General features: G+C 64.6%; 17 protein-coding genes. 9 read left to right on the top strand and 8 right to left on the bottom strand.

The features are described 5' to 3' along the window. Positions 1 to 261: 261 nt before the first annotated feature. The 4 genes from AAGI46_08365 to AAGI46_08350 all read left to right on the top strand — a co-directional run bounded on the left by AAGI46_08365 (position 262) and on the right by AAGI46_08350 (position 3,264). Complete coding sequence (locus tag AAGI46_08365) at positions 262 to 804, top strand: pyridoxamine 5'-phosphate oxidase family protein (protein MEM1012221.1); 543 nt, start codon at positions 262 to 264, stop codon at positions 802 to 804. Between the two features lie 17 nt (positions 805 to 821). Next, a complete protein-coding gene (locus AAGI46_08360; protein MEM1012220.1) occupies positions 822 to 1,196 on the top strand; it encodes a hypothetical protein in 375 nt (124 codons plus the stop codon). 44 nt (positions 1,197 to 1,240) lie between these two features. Then, positions 1,241 to 2,170 carry a PfkB family carbohydrate kinase gene (locus AAGI46_08355; GenBank protein MEM1012219.1) on the top strand — a complete coding sequence of 310 codons (930 nt, stop codon included), beginning with the start codon at positions 1,241 to 1,243 and terminating at the stop codon, positions 2,168 to 2,170. 65 nt (positions 2,171 to 2,235) lie between these two features. Continuing rightward, positions 2,236 to 3,264 carry a hypothetical protein gene (locus AAGI46_08350; GenBank protein ID MEM1012218.1) on the top strand — a complete coding sequence of 343 codons (1,029 nt, stop codon included), beginning with the start codon at positions 2,236 to 2,238 and terminating at the stop codon, positions 3,262 to 3,264. Between the two features lie 26 nt (positions 3,265 to 3,290). Here the strand turns inward: AAGI46_08350 and AAGI46_08345 are convergent, their stop codons facing one another. The 4 genes from AAGI46_08345 to AAGI46_08330 form a co-directional block, all read right to left on the bottom strand. After that, positions 3,291 to 3,662, bottom strand: coding sequence for a hypothetical protein (locus tag AAGI46_08345; protein ID MEM1012217.1), 372 nt, complete (start codon positions 3,660 to 3,662; stop codon positions 3,291 to 3,293). A gap of 364 nt (positions 3,663 to 4,026) precedes the next feature. Beyond that, entirely contained in the window at positions 4,027 to 4,599 is a 573-nt protein-coding gene (locus AAGI46_08340; protein MEM1012216.1) for a phosphoribosyl-AMP cyclohydrolase, read from the bottom strand. Positions 4,600 to 4,787: 188 nt separating this feature from the next. Continuing rightward, positions 4,788 to 5,618, bottom strand: a complete 831-nt coding sequence (locus AAGI46_08335; protein ID MEM1012215.1) for a TIM barrel protein — start codon at positions 5,616 to 5,618, stop codon at positions 4,788 to 4,790. Next, a complete protein-coding gene (locus tag AAGI46_08330; GenBank protein MEM1012214.1) occupies positions 5,615 to 6,715 on the bottom strand; it encodes a Gfo/Idh/MocA family oxidoreductase in 1,101 nt (366 codons plus the stop codon). Before AAGI46_08330 ends, AAGI46_08335 begins: the two co-directional genes overlap by 4 nt. A 120-nt stretch (positions 6,716 to 6,835) precedes the next feature. On the opposite strand from AAGI46_08330, the gene AAGI46_08325 reads away from it, so the two are divergent. Beyond that, complete coding sequence (locus AAGI46_08325) at positions 6,836 to 7,342, top strand: DoxX family protein (protein ID MEM1012213.1); 507 nt, start codon at positions 6,836 to 6,838, stop codon at positions 7,340 to 7,342. A 33-nt stretch (positions 7,343 to 7,375) separates the two neighbouring features. After that, positions 7,376 to 7,876 carry a DinB family protein gene (locus AAGI46_08320; GenBank protein MEM1012212.1) on the top strand — a complete coding sequence of 167 codons (501 nt, stop codon included), beginning with the start codon at positions 7,376 to 7,378 and terminating at the stop codon, positions 7,874 to 7,876. Positions 7,877 to 7,915: 39 nt separating this feature from the next. Here the strand turns inward: AAGI46_08320 and AAGI46_08315 are convergent, their stop codons facing one another. Next, entirely contained in the window at positions 7,916 to 9,553 is a 1,638-nt protein-coding gene (locus AAGI46_08315) for a SulP family inorganic anion transporter (GenBank protein MEM1012211.1), read from the bottom strand. A gap of 391 nt (positions 9,554 to 9,944) precedes the next feature. Between AAGI46_08315 and AAGI46_08310 the strand changes: the two genes are divergently transcribed. From AAGI46_08310 to AAGI46_08300, 3 genes are all read left to right on the top strand, one after another. After that, a complete protein-coding gene (locus tag AAGI46_08310) occupies positions 9,945 to 12,185 on the top strand; it encodes a redoxin domain-containing protein (GenBank protein MEM1012210.1) in 2,241 nt (746 codons plus the stop codon). A gap of 54 nt (positions 12,186 to 12,239) precedes the next feature. Further along, positions 12,240 to 12,377 (top strand): hypothetical protein, encoded by a 138-nt coding sequence (locus AAGI46_08305; GenBank protein MEM1012209.1) that lies wholly within the window; start codon positions 12,240 to 12,242, stop codon positions 12,375 to 12,377. A 166-nt stretch (positions 12,378 to 12,543) separates the two neighbouring features. Then, positions 12,544 to 12,876 carry a PepSY domain-containing protein gene (locus AAGI46_08300; protein ID MEM1012208.1) on the top strand — a complete coding sequence of 111 codons (333 nt, stop codon included), beginning with the start codon at positions 12,544 to 12,546 and terminating at the stop codon, positions 12,874 to 12,876. 363 nt (positions 12,877 to 13,239) lie between these two features. On the opposite strand, the gene AAGI46_08295 is transcribed toward AAGI46_08300, so the two are convergent. From AAGI46_08295 to AAGI46_08285, 3 genes are all read right to left on the bottom strand, one after another. Beyond that, positions 13,240 to 13,695, bottom strand: coding sequence for a hypothetical protein (locus tag AAGI46_08295; GenBank protein MEM1012207.1), 456 nt, complete (start codon positions 13,693 to 13,695; stop codon positions 13,240 to 13,242). Between the two features lie 319 nt (positions 13,696 to 14,014). Further along, positions 14,015 to 14,857 (bottom strand): TIR domain-containing protein, encoded by an 843-nt coding sequence (locus tag AAGI46_08290; protein ID MEM1012206.1) that lies wholly within the window; start codon positions 14,855 to 14,857, stop codon positions 14,015 to 14,017. 97 nt (positions 14,858 to 14,954) lie between these two features. Further along, the coding region (locus AAGI46_08285; GenBank protein ID MEM1012205.1) for a vitamin B12-dependent ribonucleotide reductase at positions 14,955 to 17,312 on the bottom strand (2,358 nt) is incomplete at its 5' end.

The raw sequence follows: 17,312 nt of genomic DNA, 5'->3' as shown, positions 1-17,312 counted from the left end.
GCTGCTGTGGTGGGTGAACCGGCAAGGCCGACGAGGCGTCGACGCTGCCACGTGATCGGACGCGTAGTCAGCGTCCGACGTTTCCCTACCCGGTCTGCCCGAACCGCCCGGCAAGCCCGCCTTGCCCAATATACGGTCAGCAGCCGCTTCTGGATGCACCTGTAGATCGGCTGAATCCTTACCCAGCTTAACATTGCCTCGTTCTGACGCACAACCGCCCCTTGAGATTCATTCGGCGTGCACGGATGTAGAATCGGGGCGATGGTGCCTTGGGTGTCACAGTTTCGCCGGGGGATGGAAAAGGAATCGGGTCCGCCTCTCCTGATGCTGGCCACGATCGACGCCGCCGGTCGGCCGCGGTGCCGGACGATCGTCATCCGCGGCGTTCGCGACGACGGCCGGGTGGTCGCCTGCACGGACGCCCGGAGCGAGAAGGTTGAGCAGATCGACGCAAACGACCGTGTCGAGGCGTGCGTCTGGTTCGCCGACAGCCGGACGCAGTTCCGCCTGGCCGGCACGGCACGGCTGATCGGACCCGAGGATGACGATTCCGCCCGCGTGTGGCGCGAGTTGAGTGACTCCGCCAGAGCGCTCTTCGCCTGGCCGACGCCGATGCTGCCGCGTGAAGACGAAGAGGCGTTTGTGAAGGGCGTGCCGTCGAACGATCCGGTGCCGGAAACGTTCCGCGTGCTCGAAGTCACGCCGACGTCGTGCGACCACCTCGCGCTGGGCGTCTTGCCTCACGAGCGAACGATCTGGACGCAGCTGCCCGACGGCTGGACCGATCAGCCAGTGAACCCGTGATCGCCTAGCCTGCCGTCTTGCGGTTCCTGCTGCCCGATGATGCTGCCGACGACGTCCGCCAAGCCTTCGCCGAGGCGGGGCACAAGGTGATGACGTCAGCGGAGATCGACCTCGCCGCCGATGCATCCCCTATCGACCGACGCGAGGCCGCCCGGCGTCATCAGCTCGAACTGATCGTGACGAATCGCCAGTCCCTCGACGCCGTCCTCCCCGGCAGCGGCGACAAGGCGACTTTCGGCCGAACACTGATTTTCCTGAACAGCGGCCCTTCCGACGCACCGCTCGCCGTGCACCGTCTCTTCGACCGCTACAAGCGACTGTCGCCCGGCCGCCTCTACAGCGTCAGCCCCCAACGCGTGAAGGTCAGCCAACTACCGTCGGGGCCACTCTGACTTCTGACTAGCGCCTGATCCCTAGCTACTAGCTCCCAATTCACATGTCTCTCCTCGTCACCGGCAGTCTCGGCATCGACACCATCGAAACCCCCGCGGGCCGACGCGACAACGTCATCGGCGGCAGCGCGACGTACTTCGCGTACGGCGCCAGCTTCTTCACGCCCGTCCGCCTCGTCGGTGCCGTCGGTGAGGACTGGCCGACCGACATGAAGGACGTCTACGCGGGCCGACCTGTCGATCTGGAAGGCCTCGAGGTTCGCCAGGGCAGCAAGAGCTTCCGCTGGCACGGCAGCTACGTCGATGACCTCAACAACGCCGAGTCGATCCAGACCGACCTCAACATCCTGGCCGAGGATGCGCCCAAGATTCCCGACAGTTACCTCGACAGCGAATTCGTCTTCCTGGCCAACACGCACCCGGCCCTGCAAGCCGACATGCAGTCGAAACTCAAGAACGTCCGCCTGAGCGTCGCGGACACGATGAACCTCTGGATCACCGAGTTCAACGCCGACCTCCGCAAGCTTCTCGAGCAAATCGATGGCCTGGTCCTCAACGACGGTGAGGCGCGCCTGCTGACCGGTGAAAAGAACATGGTCGCCGCCGCGGGCGAGGTGCTGAAGATGGGGCCGAAGTTCACGGTCATCAAGAAGGGCGAGCACGGCTGCCTGATGGCCTGGAAGCACGCCGACTCCAAGACGCCCACCGACGTCCGCACCTTCGTCCTGCCGGCCTATCCGACTGACAAGGTGGTCGACCCCACGGGTGCCGGCGACACCTTCGCCAGCGGCATGATGGGCTACCTCGCCACGCAGCGATCGCTTTCACCCGCGACGATCAAGCGGGCCTTGGCCTTCGGCACCGTCGTCGCCAGCTACACCATCGCCGACTTCAGCCTCGACGCCCTCCAGGCCACGAGCCGCGAGGCCATCGACACCCGCTACGAAAAGCTCAAGGCGGCGATGAGTTTCTAGAACGGTCGTTCGAGCCGCCAGGAGCAGCGGCAGTACGGATTCGCGGCAGCGAACTATCGTCGTCCATGCGACTCCTCCTCGCCGCCTCTGTGACCGCGTTCGCTCTCGTCAGCACCGTGAGCAACGGAAGCGACGCCTCCCGATCCGGAGGCGAAGCCGTCGTGTCGATCAATCGACACTCGAACAACGTGCAGACCTCCAACTTCGGCAAGAATTCGTTCCGCATCGCCAATCGCGGGAGCAAGTTGATCAGTCAGGTCGAGATCGACGTCACCGACGCGCTCTACCCCGACAGCGTCTTCGACCCGTTCGGTGTTGCGGGCGACACGGTGAGCAAGGCACTCTCGCTCGACACGCCCGGCGGCACCGGCATCCAGCCGGCCGGGGACGACACCTACGTCGGCCCCGGCGCCGAAGCCGGATTCCGCAAGCTCGTGCTGACCTTCTCGCCCGACGTCGACGGCGGATTCGAGCCGGGCGAATCGATCGGCTTCTCGATCGACATGGACCCCAATTCGATCGCCGGCGCTCGCAAGGGCCCGCTCGATCAAGGCACCGATCCCAAGTGGGACGTCGGCGGCGTGTGTGGTGCGGAGCTCATCGGCTCGCTCGTGACCATCACCTTCGCCGACGGCACGCGGTCGTCGGCACAGCTGCACGGCGTCGGCAACAACGCCGGCAGCCACACCCTCGTTCGGCAGGACGCAGAACCCACGGCTGTCGACCTGACCGCCGAGACCGGCGATGACGACAAGGTCCGTCTCATCGTCAACGGGCCGGCCGGGGCGACCGCGCGGGTCGTCGCGACCCGCGGGTTCATTCAGCCGGTGACCAATCTCTTCGAGGGCGAATATGCCCAACGGCTCGATCGCCAGCTGGCAGCACTGCGGGACACCCCTTTCCCGGCGAACAACGCGTTCGCCTTCCAGACGATTGACGTCGACCTCACCGGCCAGCCCGTGGACATCTCGGACGCTTTGGCCGTGCCCGGCGACGCGTCGTTGCCGATGGGCTTCGTCGCCGCCGCCATCGATCCCGCGGACGACGGCCTGCCCGTCGGACCGGTGACGACCCCGACGTACCTCGTCCCGTAGCACTGCCGGCGCGGTCCGACGCTACTTCAACGCAGCACGCGTTCGACCGCTTCGACCGTGTCCCACGGCCGCGTGTTGAACGCGAGTCGCGACGTGGGCGACATCGCAATCACCACGTTCACCAGTTGCTCGAAGAGCGCGAGCCGATCCGGATCAGCCCGGACGCCAGCCCCAATAACGACCACCTCCGGCCGCAGTTCCACCAGCTTCTGACGGACGCCGTCGACACTCTCCGGCGAGCCGTCGATGAGGTTCGACACCGGCTCGTAGCCGGCGCCGGTCAAAGCCTCGACCACTTCGCGACCGGACGCGATCAACTTCTCCCGCGTCAGATCGGGCCACTTGTCGTAATCGACCGAGTCGGGCTCGATGCCGACGAGCAGGATGCGTGTTGCCATCCGTCACACCGTACCCGAGTCTTTCACTGCACGAACTCTCTATAGTGCGTGTTTCTGCGTCCCTCCGTCATCCCGAGCGAAGCCGAGGGACCTCGTTCGTCGTCGGATCAGAACCAAGCGAGGGCCCTCGCTCCGCTCGGGATGACGGAGGCGCGGCTTCACCTCAGAATCCGCACGAAGCCGCTCCATGAGAAGCGACGCGGTAGCAGACACAATGCAATCCCAACCTGGTTTAGCGGTGAGCGAAGCGAGCCTGCGATCGCAGCGCTACTGACGCACGCACTCAAAGTGTCTCTAGCACAAATCAAAAACCAGGCACCGCGATGCGGTGCCTGGCAGGAGAGTCGTGACGTCACCGTCTCGATCAGCTCGGCGAGAACGGGAGCGACGAGTGGTGCAGGTTGATGCGGAGGTTGCCGTCCTCATCCAGGACGTAGCCGAAGGTGTACTCGACCTTGGTCTCCGAGCCGTCGGGCTTCTTAAAGTAGTAGTTGCCCATGGCCGTGGCGTCGTTGCCGCCGACGTAGATCCCGTTGCTTTCCCAGCGGACGTTGGTCCAGCCGCTGATGGCAAAGCCCTTGTCCTCGGTGCCGTCGGCACCGATGAAGTAGCTGAGCGCTTCGTCGAAGGTCTCGCGGAACTGGTCCTCAGCGGCGAGCGTCGGCTTGAACATGACGTCGGTCATGCCGTAGGCGTATAGCTCGTTGATGTGTTCGGTCGCGCGGGCTTCGAAGTCACCGCCATCGCTGTGCACCTTGGAAATGGCGACAATGCCCTCGCCCCAGGCCTGCTGAGCAGCGATGACGTCGGCCTTGGTGACCTTCGACATGCTGTGATCGTGCTCGTGAGCGTTGCTGCTGGTCGCGCAACCGACAGCGAAGTAAGAGGCTGCCGCAATGGCAAGAATGGCAGAAGACGTGCGGAACGTGGTGGTCATGGTCCTGTGTAAGACGATGTGTGTGAAGGTGTGTCCTTGCCGACGAACGCGTCAGCAGTCGGAACTGGAGTCGCCTAGACACCGATGTCGAGGCAACTCTCTCCCACAAGCTACTGACAGACAAGAGACCCGAGAACGCCGAAACCGCGAGGACGCGCGCGATTCTCGCGTCAGCCCTTTCCGCCTCCTCATTCCGCCGTGTACCACGCCGCGTGCGCTTCCACCTGCTGGACCAGCTGTTCGGAAGCCACCCGTGCCTGTTGCAGGCGTGCGAAGACGTCACCGCGCAGGCTGTAGCCCTGGATCGCGATGCGGTCTTCGAAGCCGAGACTTCGAAGACGGCCCAGCACCATCGCGTTGTCCATCTGTCCATCGCCGAGAGGAAGGATGGACGCAGCCTCGCCGCGGACCGCAACGCCGCAGAGATTGATCGCGTGCAGGTGCGGAGCCAGCTTCGGCACCAGTGTGTCCAGCCCGTCTCGATCGTCGGCGGCGTACCAGTGGTAGCCGCAGAACATGATTTTCACGCGTGGGTGCTCGCAGGCTTCGACTACGCGGAGCGCTGTCGCGTGCCGCTGCATCCAGACGCGCACGTGCGGGTAAAGGCAGATGGTCGCATCGGTGCGTTCTGCCAGGGCCAGCACGAGTCTGACGGCCTTCTCGTCGTGCTTCGGATCGTCGGGGCTGGACTGATCAGAACCCGGCACGCCGTGTTTCAGCGCGAGCTCGAAGTCGGCACCCTCGGGCAGATCCCGCGCGATCGCTTCAACCCGACGAAGGCAGGCGTCGTGACCCTCGGCCAGATCAATCGCCGCATAGACGGCTGCAATGTCGAAGCCGACCGCCTGTGCGGTTGACGCCAACTGCTGCCGCTCCGCATCGGCGGCGGACGTCGGCCAGTTCGTGAAGTACCCCGCGTCGAAACCCGCAGCCTTTATCATCTCCAGACGCGTCCGCAGCGGATAGCCCGGCGAGGCGCCGTGGAAAAACGTGTCCATCGCGACGACTGCATGCTTCATGACGTGACCTCCCGCTCGACCACGACCGACTCACCCGATTCCGCCGCGTCGTAGATCGCTCGAATGACCGCAAAGTTGAAGATCGCCTCATCGCCCAGCGAGATCATCGCCGGCTTACCATCGACGGCTTTTCGCATCTCCAGCAGCGGACGCTGCATGATGTCAGCCGGCTCGTCGACGAGGTAATGCTCCTGCGACTGACGTTTGCCGTCGTCGTCCCACACGTGGACGTATCCGCGAGCGCCTTCGGGCCGGGGCAGCCAGTCGATTCGTGCGGCACCGTCGACGCCCTCGACCTCGAAGTGCATCGCCTCCTCGCCGTGCGTCGCGCTGGCACGTTCGTAATGAACGTCGAACATGCTGCCGTCATCGCGGTGAAATCGGAGCGTCGCGATGACGTGGAACTCGACGTCCGGCTCGAAGTCCGGCATCGCCTCGCCGCCGAGCTTCGGCTGCTCGACGATGGACGAGACGACCTCCACACGCTGCGGCCGGAAGAGATTGCACATCGTCGTGATGTCGTACGGCCCCCAGTCCATCAGCACGCCGCCACCGCTGATCGCACTCTTGAGGAACCAGCGGCTCTCGGGCTGATACTCGATACCGCTGCGGCGTCGCTGTCGGCGAGCCTGCCAACGGACTCGATAGGGCTTGTCGATGAGCCCGCTGCCGAATCGATCGCTAAACGCCGCCAGCCCTCGGCCCAGCAGTCGGTTGCTGCAGCACCCGAGCAACCGACCCGCCGACTTGGCCGCGTCGTTCATCTGGCGTGCCTCGTCGGTCGTCATCGCCAGAGGCTTTTCGCACAAGACATGCCTTCCACTCGCCAGCGCTTTCATCGCCGCCTCGAAATGGGCAACGGGCGGCGTGGCGACGACGACGATGTCGCCATCCGTCACAGGCTCGGCCAGCATGTCGTCGATGTTGTCAAACGTCCTCGCTGCGGGCCGTGCGGCACGCAGTTCATCCAACGCCTCGGACTTCAGATCCGTCGCCAGCACCTCGACCGTCTCTCCATCCTGCCACGTTTCGAGCACCCGAAGGTGCATCTTCGTGATCGCACCGGCGCCAACGAACAGCAATTTTAACTTGTGCATCCAGATACACGCTAGCGCTTCCCCGTACAGCGAAGTGATCGGGAGCGACGATCGACAAGGCAAAGGTTGATAAGGTACCGGACGAGGAGGGTCCGCCGAGCCCCGGGCGGACGATCGGTCATGACGGAGTTCCCGCTTCGCCGACGGTGGCATCATCGTGCCCGAGTGACCGCGCGCAACTGGACGCGACGGCTCGACGCCGGCGTCGCGAGCTTCATGGATCGCACCGGTCACGGCGTCGAGCGCATCATGCTCGGCAGCCTCTTCATCTGGTTCGGGACGCTCAAACTCGTCGGCGAAGAGTCGGCCACGTCCATCATCGCCAAGACCGTTTACGTCGGCTCGCCCGAGGTCACCGTTCCGGCGCTGGGCGTCTGGGAGATGGCCATCGGGATCTGCCTGTGGTTTCACACCACGCTTCGCGTGGCGATCGGGTTGCTCGTCGTCCGACTCGTCGGGACGGTGCTGGCGTTCGTGGCTGCGCCGACGGAGGTGCTCTTCCATCACGTTCCCTGGGCCCCGACGATCCACGGCCAATACCTCGCCAAAGACGTTTGCCTCCTCGGCGCTGCCCTCGTCATCGGCGGAACCGTCCGTCACTACCACGGCAGACGCAAGCACGGCTGACCACGTCCGCTGAGCTGACACCGGAGACCGACCATGCCGCACCTGCAAGACCTGATCACGCACCAATACGAGGCTGCGCTCTGCATGCTCCGCGACGCCATTGAGGCGTGTCCGCCGGAACACTGGGAGGCCAAGATCGCCAACGGCACCGTCCGCTGGGCGGCGTACCACGCGCTGTTCTTTGCCGACGTCTACCTGAGCAAGAGCCTCGACGACTTCGAGCAACGCCCGCTCCATGACGTCGGCGGAACCGAGCTGAGCCCCGAACCCGCCGTCGGCTTACCGCGCGACCAGACCCTCGAGCTGCTGCTCCAGGTCCGCGACCGCGTGCGATCCGTGCTTGCGAGCGAGACCGACGCCGACCTTGCTGCCCCCGACGGCTTCGGCCGCGGTCTGACGCGTGCGGAGATGCACGTCTACAACGTCCGCCACCTCCAACACCACGCCGCCTCCATCGCTGCCACCGTCCGCCGGCTGTGTCCTGATCTGCCGCACAACGCCATGCCCTGGATCGGCAGCGGCTGGAGAGAGTGATGCGTCCACACGCGCCACGCCCAAGTCGGAAAGGCTCGGCTAGGCGAAGCTGACAGCTTGCTTCAGGGCGTCGAGGCGGGTGTCGCAGAAGACGAGGTCGAGGTCGCCGGTCTTGCTGAGTTGGGCGAGGCGGTTCTTCGTGTCGCCGGGTGCGACGCAGACGAAGACCGGCACCGTGGCGGCGCGGGCTTCGAGCACCACGTTCTCCAGTGCCAGCGCGACCGTCGTCGACAGCAGCGGGACGTCCAGCAGATCCAAGACCAGGACCTTGGCGTCCTTGAGCGCCTCGTGCTCGCGCGAGATCGCCTTGGCCACGCCGAAGATCATCGGGCCGTTGAGATGGAGCAGCAGGACCGTGCCTTTGCCGCGCTCGAACCACGCGCGCTCTTCGTCGGTCAGCGGCAGTTCCTCGTCGCTCGTGCCCATCGTGCGAATGCCCGACGACTGCAGCCGCGTCAGCCGATCGATGGTCAACACGTTGGCGACGAACACGCCGACGCCGACCGCGACGATGAGGTCGACGAAGACGGTGAGCCCCATCACGCCGTACATGATCAGCGTCGCGGTACGTGAGACGTTGTGGGCGCGCTTCAGGAAGCTCCAGTCGAGGATGTCGAACCCGACCTTCAACGCGATCGCCGCCAGAACGACCATCGGAATGCTCTGCAGCAGCGGGGCGATCGCGAGGATGATCAACAGCAGGATCAGAGCCCGCACGATCGCCGCGACAGGCGATCGCGCGCCGACTTGAATGTTCACCACCGTCCCCATCGTCGCCCCCGCTCCGGGCAGGCCACCGAAGAGGCTGGAGATCATGTTGGCGACACCCTGGCCGACCAGCTCGCGATCGGAATCGTGCTGACGGCGGGTCAGGCTGTCGGCAATCATCGCCGTGAGCAGCGTGTCGATGCACCCGAGCACGCCGAGGATCATGCCCTCGAACAGGATCAAGCTGAGCTGGGCCGTCGTGAAGACCGGGAGCTGAAACTCGGGCAGACCCATCGGGATCATGCCGATGCGGCGAAGCCCATCATCCGCAAAGAACACCACCCCCACGACCGACCCGATCAGCAACGCCACCAAGTGCGGCGGACACCACGTCCGCAGCGCCTTGGGCATCAGAAACAGCACCGCCAACGCGACGCCCGCCAGCACCATCTCCGCCGGCTGGACACCCGCGATCAGCTCCGGCAGCGACCGGATGATCCCCACCGCGCCGCCGCCGGGCGCATCCTGACCGGTCAGAGGCGGCAACTGCAGCAAGATGAGCAGGATGCCAATGCCCGACATAAAGCCAGAGATCACGCTGTACGGCATCAGCGTCACGTAGCGGCCGAGCTTGAAAACGCCGAACGCCACCTGCGTCAGGCCCGCCACCAACACCACCGCAAACGCCATCGCCAAGCCGTTGTCCGGGTCGGCGGCAATCAGCGTCGTGATCACGGCCGTCATGACCACCGTCATCGGCCCCGTCGGCTCGGAGATCAGCGTCCGCGTCCCGCCGAACAACGCAGCGAACAGCCCGACGCACACCGCCCCGTACAACCCCGCCTGAGCACCAGCCCCTGACGCCACCCCGAACGCCAACGCCAACGGCAACGAAATCACCGCCGTCGTAACCCCACCAAACAGATCGCCGCGCCAGCTGACCTCCGAGAATCGCTCGCCGCCAAGCACGCCCTAGGCATAGCCCGCCTGCACCACCCGCACAACATTCCCGAACAACAAAACGAACAGCGCTCACCCAAAACATGGCCCACGTGGAGCGCGCACCACGCGGTGCGCGACCGCCTCCGTTGGACGCCGCCGGGTCTCCGCCGAGACCCCGCCGCCACCTCGGCCGACCCGACTCTCACCCGCCGGCATCCCAACGGCGACCAAGCGCATCGGACCAACCGCCGACGCCACCACCGCCCTCCGTCAATCTGTCCCGCCGGCCGCCAGCGCGCAGCGCCGAACCGGCTCCCGTGTCCCGTCTCCGCAAGCCAACTACCCTTCCGACCGGCGGTTCCGCTGCGATTTCGAGAGTCGTGCGACGAGGTGGTTTCTCGATACGCTCCCGGCACGAATGGAACAGATCTTAAAGCGATTGGGGCGGCACGTGTTCGTCGGTGCGGCGGCGATGAGCGTCGTGTTCACGGCGTCGGTTGCGCCCTCGCGGGCGCAGGAGTCCGATGCGGAGAAGATGGGGCATTCACGCTTGCATCAGGCACATGACGAGGGGCCCCGTCAGAGGCCGGTGAAGATGGATGGCATCGGGGAGGTCGATTTTCCGATCACGACCTCGGTGCCCGAGGTGCAGGAGTGGTTCAATCAGGGCGTCGCGCTGCTGCACAACTACTGGTACTACGAGGCCGAGCGGAGCTTCCGTTGGTGCCTCAAGCTCGACCCCGACTGTGCAATGGCTTACTGGGGCCTGGAGATGGCGACCAGCCGACCGCGCAATGAGCACTTCTTGGAGGAGGCGATCAAACGCAAGGGCAGTGTGACCGAGCGGGAGCGGATGTACATCGAGGCGCTGGAAGAGTCGCAAGCGTTCGACCCCGTGGAAAACCGTTCGCCGGCACGCAGCACGAGGATGGCGCTGTACCTCGAGAAGCTCGAAGAGATCATCCTGAAGTACCCAGACGACTTGGAAGCCAAGGCGTTTTACATCGATCGAGCAAAGGGTTCCCGAGGCGGCTATCCGATCGAGCTGATGATTCGCGAGATTCTCGCGGTCGCGCCCGAGCATCCCGGGGCGCACCACTACCGCATTCACAACTGGGACGGGCGTCGCCCCGAGCAGGCGCTGGACAGCTGCGAGGTCTTCGGCCGGATCGCGTCGGACTCGGGGCACGCCAACCACATGCCCGGCCATGTCTATTCCGACCTTGGCATGTGGCACGAGGCGGCGATCTGGCTCGAGCGGGCCACGCGTCGGGAGCGCTCGTACTTCGCCATGCAGTTCGTCCAGCCGTTTGAGAGCTGGAATTACGCCCACAACCAGACGTATCTGGCCTGGGTCCAGGAGCAACTCGGCCTGGCCGATGAGGCCGAACGCTCGGCCCGCGAGTTGCTGCGATCACCCGCCGACCCCGAGAAGAACGACGTCTCCGGCTACGACACGTACAACCAAGGCGTCATCGCGTTCGTCCGGGGACTCGTCCGTTTTGAGCGATGGGACACCATCGTCGCCGAAGAGGAAGCGATCACCAAGCCCGGCACCATCGTGTCGAAGGTCTTTTCTGCGTATGCGTTGGCACTCGCACACTTGAACGAATCGAACCTGGATCTCGCGCGGGCCGAGATCAAGAAGCTTCACGACCTGCAGGACGAGATTAGTAATCCCTCGCACGGCTGGTTGAAGCCGTACTTCGATTGCATGCTGCTTGAGACCCGTGCAATGTTCGCGCTCTCGGAGGGCGATGAGCTCAACGGATTTGCCCTCCTCGCCGACGGCGCTAGGCGGGAACACGTTCTCCGGGAGACCAGGAAGGACCCGCCCATCTATCCACGCGGGCTCTACGTCCTTCTCGGCGAGAAGCACCTGGACCATGGCAGCCCACAGCTCGCTCGGGAGTGCTTTCTCAAGACACTCGAAGTGAGCCTCAATGACGGTTTTGCGCTGTCAGGCCTGGCTCGGGCAGAGGCAGCGCTCGGCAACGACGAGGCGGCCGCCAGTGCGTGGGCACGGCTGCAACACGTCTGGTCTGGTGCGAGTCCCGACGAGCGGTGGCTGGCCGACGCGGCTGCGCTGGGCATTGAGGCCGATCCGTTCGACGACTCGCCTCGCCCGCAGCGGTCGTATGAGTCGGTGGCGTTCGATGCCTTTGGTCCGGACTCGTGGCAGCCGTTTTCGATGCCGAAACTCGACCCGATGGACGCAACCGGCCAAACCGTCGACGCCAGCTCGCTTGCCGGTCGGAACGCCGTCATCGTCTTTTACCTCGGCGAGGAGTGCCCGCACTGCATGGATCAGCTGCGACTGCTGAAGTCGCGACACGACGAATTTGAAGAGGTGGACACCGACGTCGTGGCGATCAGTGCCGACAGCGTCGAGGAGATCGCCGAATCGCTGGAAATGGGGAAGCTGCCATTCCAGATCCTCTCGGACCCCGACCATCGCAACGCCAAGCGATTTCGGTCCTACGACGATTTCGAAGAGATTGAACTCCATTCCACCTTCCTCGTCGACCGGCTCGGCCGCGTCCACTGGTCACGTATCGGCGGCGAACCCTTTGAAGATCTCGATTTCCTGCTGGGTGAGATTGAGCGTGTGAACAAGATGACCGCCGAGACGGCAGCGGCCACTCCCGTTTCGCGCTAGCTGTCAGGCGTGCTTTGTCACGACCCTCAGTCGACTTCGCTACCGAACGACGTTGTGCGTTCGGTCGGAGAAAAGGGACGTAGCGACCTCGGCCCGGTCAGCCGCGTCGGCCGGCAGGCCGAAGGCGTCACGTCGTCGGGCATCGGTGCAGTAACACAGGCCAGTCGGCGTGCCGGGCACACGGAGTGGTGAGCAAGACGCCGTGCAGCGGCCTTCGCGAGCGAGCAATTCACGGCGTGTCTCGGCACCGGGCTTGCGCTGGAAGCGACAGGCAACACCGAGTAGCTTCGCCCCCGCTCGGCTGTTCAAACGTGCGCGACGCGCAGCAGTCCTTCCCACCCTCAAGAGAATGAACTCGATGGCAACACCCCGTAAGAACCTTTCCGTTTTGGCAGCCGTGAGCGTCGTGGTGTTGAGCGGCTGCGCGAGCACGGATGGCGGGTTGATCAGCGAAGCAGACGCGGTGGAGGCTGCGATCGCCGAGGTCGGCGGCGAGTTGCTCGGGGTCCGCTTCGACGAGCCGGACTCGCAGTGGGACGTCTTCGTCGCGTCGGGCGATCGAGCGTTCGAGGTCGAAGTCGACGCGGCCAGCGGAGCGATCGTGGCGGTCGAAGAAGAGGCCCTTGAGGAGATTCAGGCCGAGCTGTCGGGCGATCTGTCCCACGAGGGCGTCGACGGCGACGTGGACTGACTGCTCGGTGTCAGCGCAGCACGGACGGGTCGGAGCGGAAACGTGGGACGCTCCGGCCGTGTTTTGCGCCTGACGATGGTCGGCGTGTGAGACAGACGAAGGGCGACGATCTCGCCCGGCGGTAAGGCCTCCGACCGACTTTCTCCGCCGCACGACTGGCCGACGAGTTCGTTCGCCCGGTTGGTGAAGCAGGGCATCGACAACGCCGACTGGTCCTGCAGCTGCGACCGGCCGCTCTCTCGCCCGCCGCCGACGCCCGCCCACCTCCACGGCCTCGACTGACCGGTCCCGATCCCGGTCCATTGCCTAGGTCGTGCTTCAGCACGACGCACCCCGCCAACCGGCCGCAACTTGCCCCCGAGTTCATCTGAACATCTTCCGGACCATCTCGACGTCGTCGGCACCCTTCAAGGCCACGATGGCGATTTCGAACTGCTCCCGGGCCTGTCGAGCGACATCGTCGTCCCCGGCTGCCGACGCGAGGACGGCCAGGCCACGAAACGCGATGGCACGGTCGAACGGGGTGGCCGCTTCGCCGACATCATCGATCTTCGCGACGGCAAGCCCGGCAAACCGAAGCGCTTGGCGCGTATCACCGACCCCATGATGAGCGGCCGCGAGCAGAACGAGCGAACGCAGTTCGTTAATCGGCTGTCCGACGTGTGTCCAATGATGCGATGATGCGTGAGCGGCGTCGAGCAGTTCACGCTCTTCCACCGGGGTCCGCCGTTCCTGCTCGATCAGGTCCCACGCCCGGTTGTTGGCCTCCACCGCAAACCAGCGATGGGCGGCAGCGGTATCAAAAGTCGGCTTGGACATGGCCACCCATCCTAACCTTCAGCTGGCCTCTCTTTCTGCCCCCGACCCTTTCGCTCTGCCCGTCGAGTAGGGTCGATAACGGCTCCCGACCCCTTCTCTCCGGCCGGTTGGTGATGCAGGGCATTGACGACGCCGACTGGTCCTGCAGCTGCGACCGGCCGCTCTCTCGCCCGCCGCCGACGCCCGCCCACCTCCACGGCCTCGACTGACCCGTCTCGATCCCCGCAGCCCCCGGGGGTCGTGCTTCAGCACGACGCATCCCGCCACTTGGCCGCAACGCGCCGTGCTAAAGCAAGAATTGCCCGACTAGTTGCCTTGGCTAACGACGTTCGAAGCGCTTCCGAGCTTCACGAATTTCAGAGATAGCCTCCCTCGCGAGCAGTTCAACCTCACCTGACCCTGCGACTCGTACGATGTGGCGGATCTTATCTTCGATCTCCATCAACGTTACCTCAATCACAGGATGCATTTTCATCCTACGCTCATCATCTCGATGAACTCTATGTCTCAAGACATGGGTAATGTAGCCCGGCGGAAGAATAGTTTCTGGATCACTAAGCACTTTCGTTTGATTGCGAACGAGCTCTAGTATTTCCTCGATCATTCCCGAGACTCGGTCAGACTCGACGTCGCTGCTGCGAGCACTCGTTGGACGAGGCTCCTCTGAGATCGAAAACCTATTTTCGACAGAACTGAGTTCCCTCTCAAGTTCAGGCCACCAAACACTAAAACCACGTTTTAGGCGCTCATCATCTAACCGCTCTTCTTCGGGAAGTGTCTTATTGATGGATGCTACCAGCTTCTCCACCTCGTCCTTCTGATGCAGCGTCGACTGAAATTGCAGTAGCGGACCCTGGACATCCGTCCGCTTCACGCGGAACAAAAACGGCGAGACACGACTTTTATCGATCGATCGTGACAGGGCGCCGGCTTCGAAGTTGAGCCAGTCGGCATGAAGATTTTGGGGAGTGATGACGATTACTCCGAACGCAGCTTCTTCAAGTTCGCCTGCGATGTCCGTCGCCCATCGCGCACCTTTATCTATGTCCTGTGAAGATACGTATGGTTTGGCAGACTGAAGTACGCTCGGAAGCCAGTCGCGAAATACACACGCAACCGCATGGCTCTCTTCACCCGACCAGCTGAGAAACACTTTTAGCATTGAGCGCGGAACAGAGGGTAGAGAAGGGGGCGAGCAGGAAACGACCAGGAAAAGGGTCGGGAGCCGTCTCCGGCCCGCGACCCTGTGATGGATTTAATCAGCTGCACCCCATGCTGTTGCCGCAGTTGAGGCACTTGTAACACGTCCCGCTGCGGACGGTGATGGAGCCGCAGACGTCGCAGGCGGGGGCGTCGCTTTGGGCGGCGGAGCCGGCGAGGCTCAGGGGGTCGGACGAGACCGCCAGGCGGTTTCTGACCTTCATCGCGGGTTCGACCAGAGCGACCGACTCGACGGAGACCTCGGCCTCGGTCGGGCGGAGCGTGGGCGTCGTGCGGGTGTCGGGCTTGACGATCGCGTGACCGTTGCCACTTCCATTTCCGTTGGAGTGGGGTTGGGGGTGGGCGTGTCCGTTGCCGTTGGTGGGGCGACTATCCGAAGCTGGCGCTTCGGCGTGTGGGGACATCGCGGGGGCGGGGGTGGGGACGGGCTTGGAGCGGTTGGGGGAGTTGGCGGCGCGGTAGCCGGGGATGAACTCCATGCCGAGCCAGCGGAAGATGTAGTCGACCAGGCTCTTGGCCATCGGGATGTCGCGGTTGCGGGTCATCCCGGCGGGCTCGAAGCGGACGTGCTCGAACTTGCGGACCAGGTCCTCGATCTTCACGCCGTACTGCAACGCGAGGCTGGCGAGGGTGGCGACGGTGTCCATCAGGCCGCCGACGGTGGAGCCTTCCTTGTTCATGGTGATGAACAGCTCGCCCGGCTGCCCGTCGTCGTACAGGCCGACGGTGATGTACCCCTCGTGCCCGGCGATGTCGAACTTGTGCGTCTTGGCCTCGCGGGTGTCGGAGAGCTTGCGACGCAGCGGGCGATGGACGACGCGCTCGACGATCTTCTCGATGGTGCGGGGCTCGACGTGCTCGAGATTGGTGAGCTGATCCGCGGCTAGTGCCGCGGCGTCGGCCACTTCTTCGATGCCCGCTTCGACGTTGAGTTCGTCGTCCTCTTCCTCGTCCGCGTCGGACTTCGTGTTGAGCGGCTGGCTGAGCTTGGAGCCATCGCGGTAGAGGGCGTTGGCCTTGAGGCCGAGGCTCCACGACTGCTGATAGGCGTCCTGCACCTCTTCGACCGTGGCCTCATTGGGGAGGTTGATGGTCTTGGAGATGGCACCGCTGATGAACGGCTGGGCGGCGGCCATCATCTTGATGTGGCCACCGGCGGCGATGTAGCGGGTGCCGGTCTTGCCGCACTTGTTGGCACAGTCGAAGACGTCGTAGTGCTCGGCCTTGAGGTGCGGCGCGCCCTCGACGGTGCCGCGGCCGCAGATGACCTCGCCGGCCTCGTCGATCTGCTTCCTGGTGAAGCCGAGATGACGCAGCAGGTTGAACGCCGGGTCGGCCTTCATGTCGTCGGTCACGCCGAGCCGGCCGAGCGTTTCGGCCGAGAGCGACCACGGGCTGAAGGCGAACGGCAACTCGAAGGCGGACGGCAGGCCCTGTTCGATCGCGTCGAGCTCGTCGTCGGTGAAGCCGCGATCCTTGAGGGACGTGCGGTTGACGTGCGGGGCATTGTTGAGCGTGAGCGTGCCGAGGACGAACTTGACGACGTCGTCGGCCTGCTCGTGGTCGTAGCCGAGGCTCAGCAGGGCGGGGACGAGGCCGGCGTTGGCGATCTTGAAGTAGCCGCCGCCTGCGAGTTTCTTGAACTTGACGAGGGCGAAGTCGGGCTCGACGCCGGTGGTGTCGCAGTCCATGAGCAGGCCGATGGTGCCGGTGGGCGCGATGACGGTGGCCTGGGCGTTGCGGTAGCCGTGCTGCTCGCCGAGGTCGAGGGCGCGGTCCCAGGCGTGGCGAGCGGCGTTGAGGACGTCGCGGCCGAGCAGCGGGGTCGAGCTGTCGAAGGCGCCGGCGTCGATCGGCACGGGCAGGACGGTGAGGTCCTCGTACGTGTCGTCGGCGTAGGCGGCGCGGCGGTGATTTTTGATGACGCGGAGCATGTTGTCCCGGTCGTCCGCGAAGCCCGGGAAGGGCCCGTGCTCCTTGGCCATCTCGGCGGAGGTGGCGTAGCTCTCGCCGGTCATGATGGCCGAGAGTGCGCCGCAGATCGCGCGGGCCTTGTCGCTGTCGTAGGCGATGCCGCTCTGCATGAGAACGGCCCCGAGGTTCGCGTAGCCGAGGCCGAGCGTGCGGTAGCGGTAGCTCAGCTCGGCAATCTTCTGGCTCGGGAACGAGGCCATCAGCACGCTGATTTCCAGGACGATCGTCCAGATTCGGACGGCGTGCTTGTAGCTGTCGAGGTCGAAGCTGCCGGTTTCGGCATCGAAGAAGCGGATGAGGTTCAGCGACGCCAGGTTGCAGGCCGTGTCATCGAGGAACATGTACTCGCTGCAGTTGTGGACGGTGACGCCGTTGGCGACGAAGCTGCTGGTGACGGGCTCGGTCAGGTCGAAGACCTGCTG

Source organism: Planctomycetota bacterium (assembly GCA_038746835.1).
In the GTDB taxonomy this organism is placed as follows: Bacteria; Planctomycetota; Phycisphaerae; order Tepidisphaerales; family Tepidisphaeraceae; genus JBCDKH01.
Note: the sequence above shows the minus strand (reverse complement) of the source record. Positions and strands in the feature narration are given on the sequence as shown.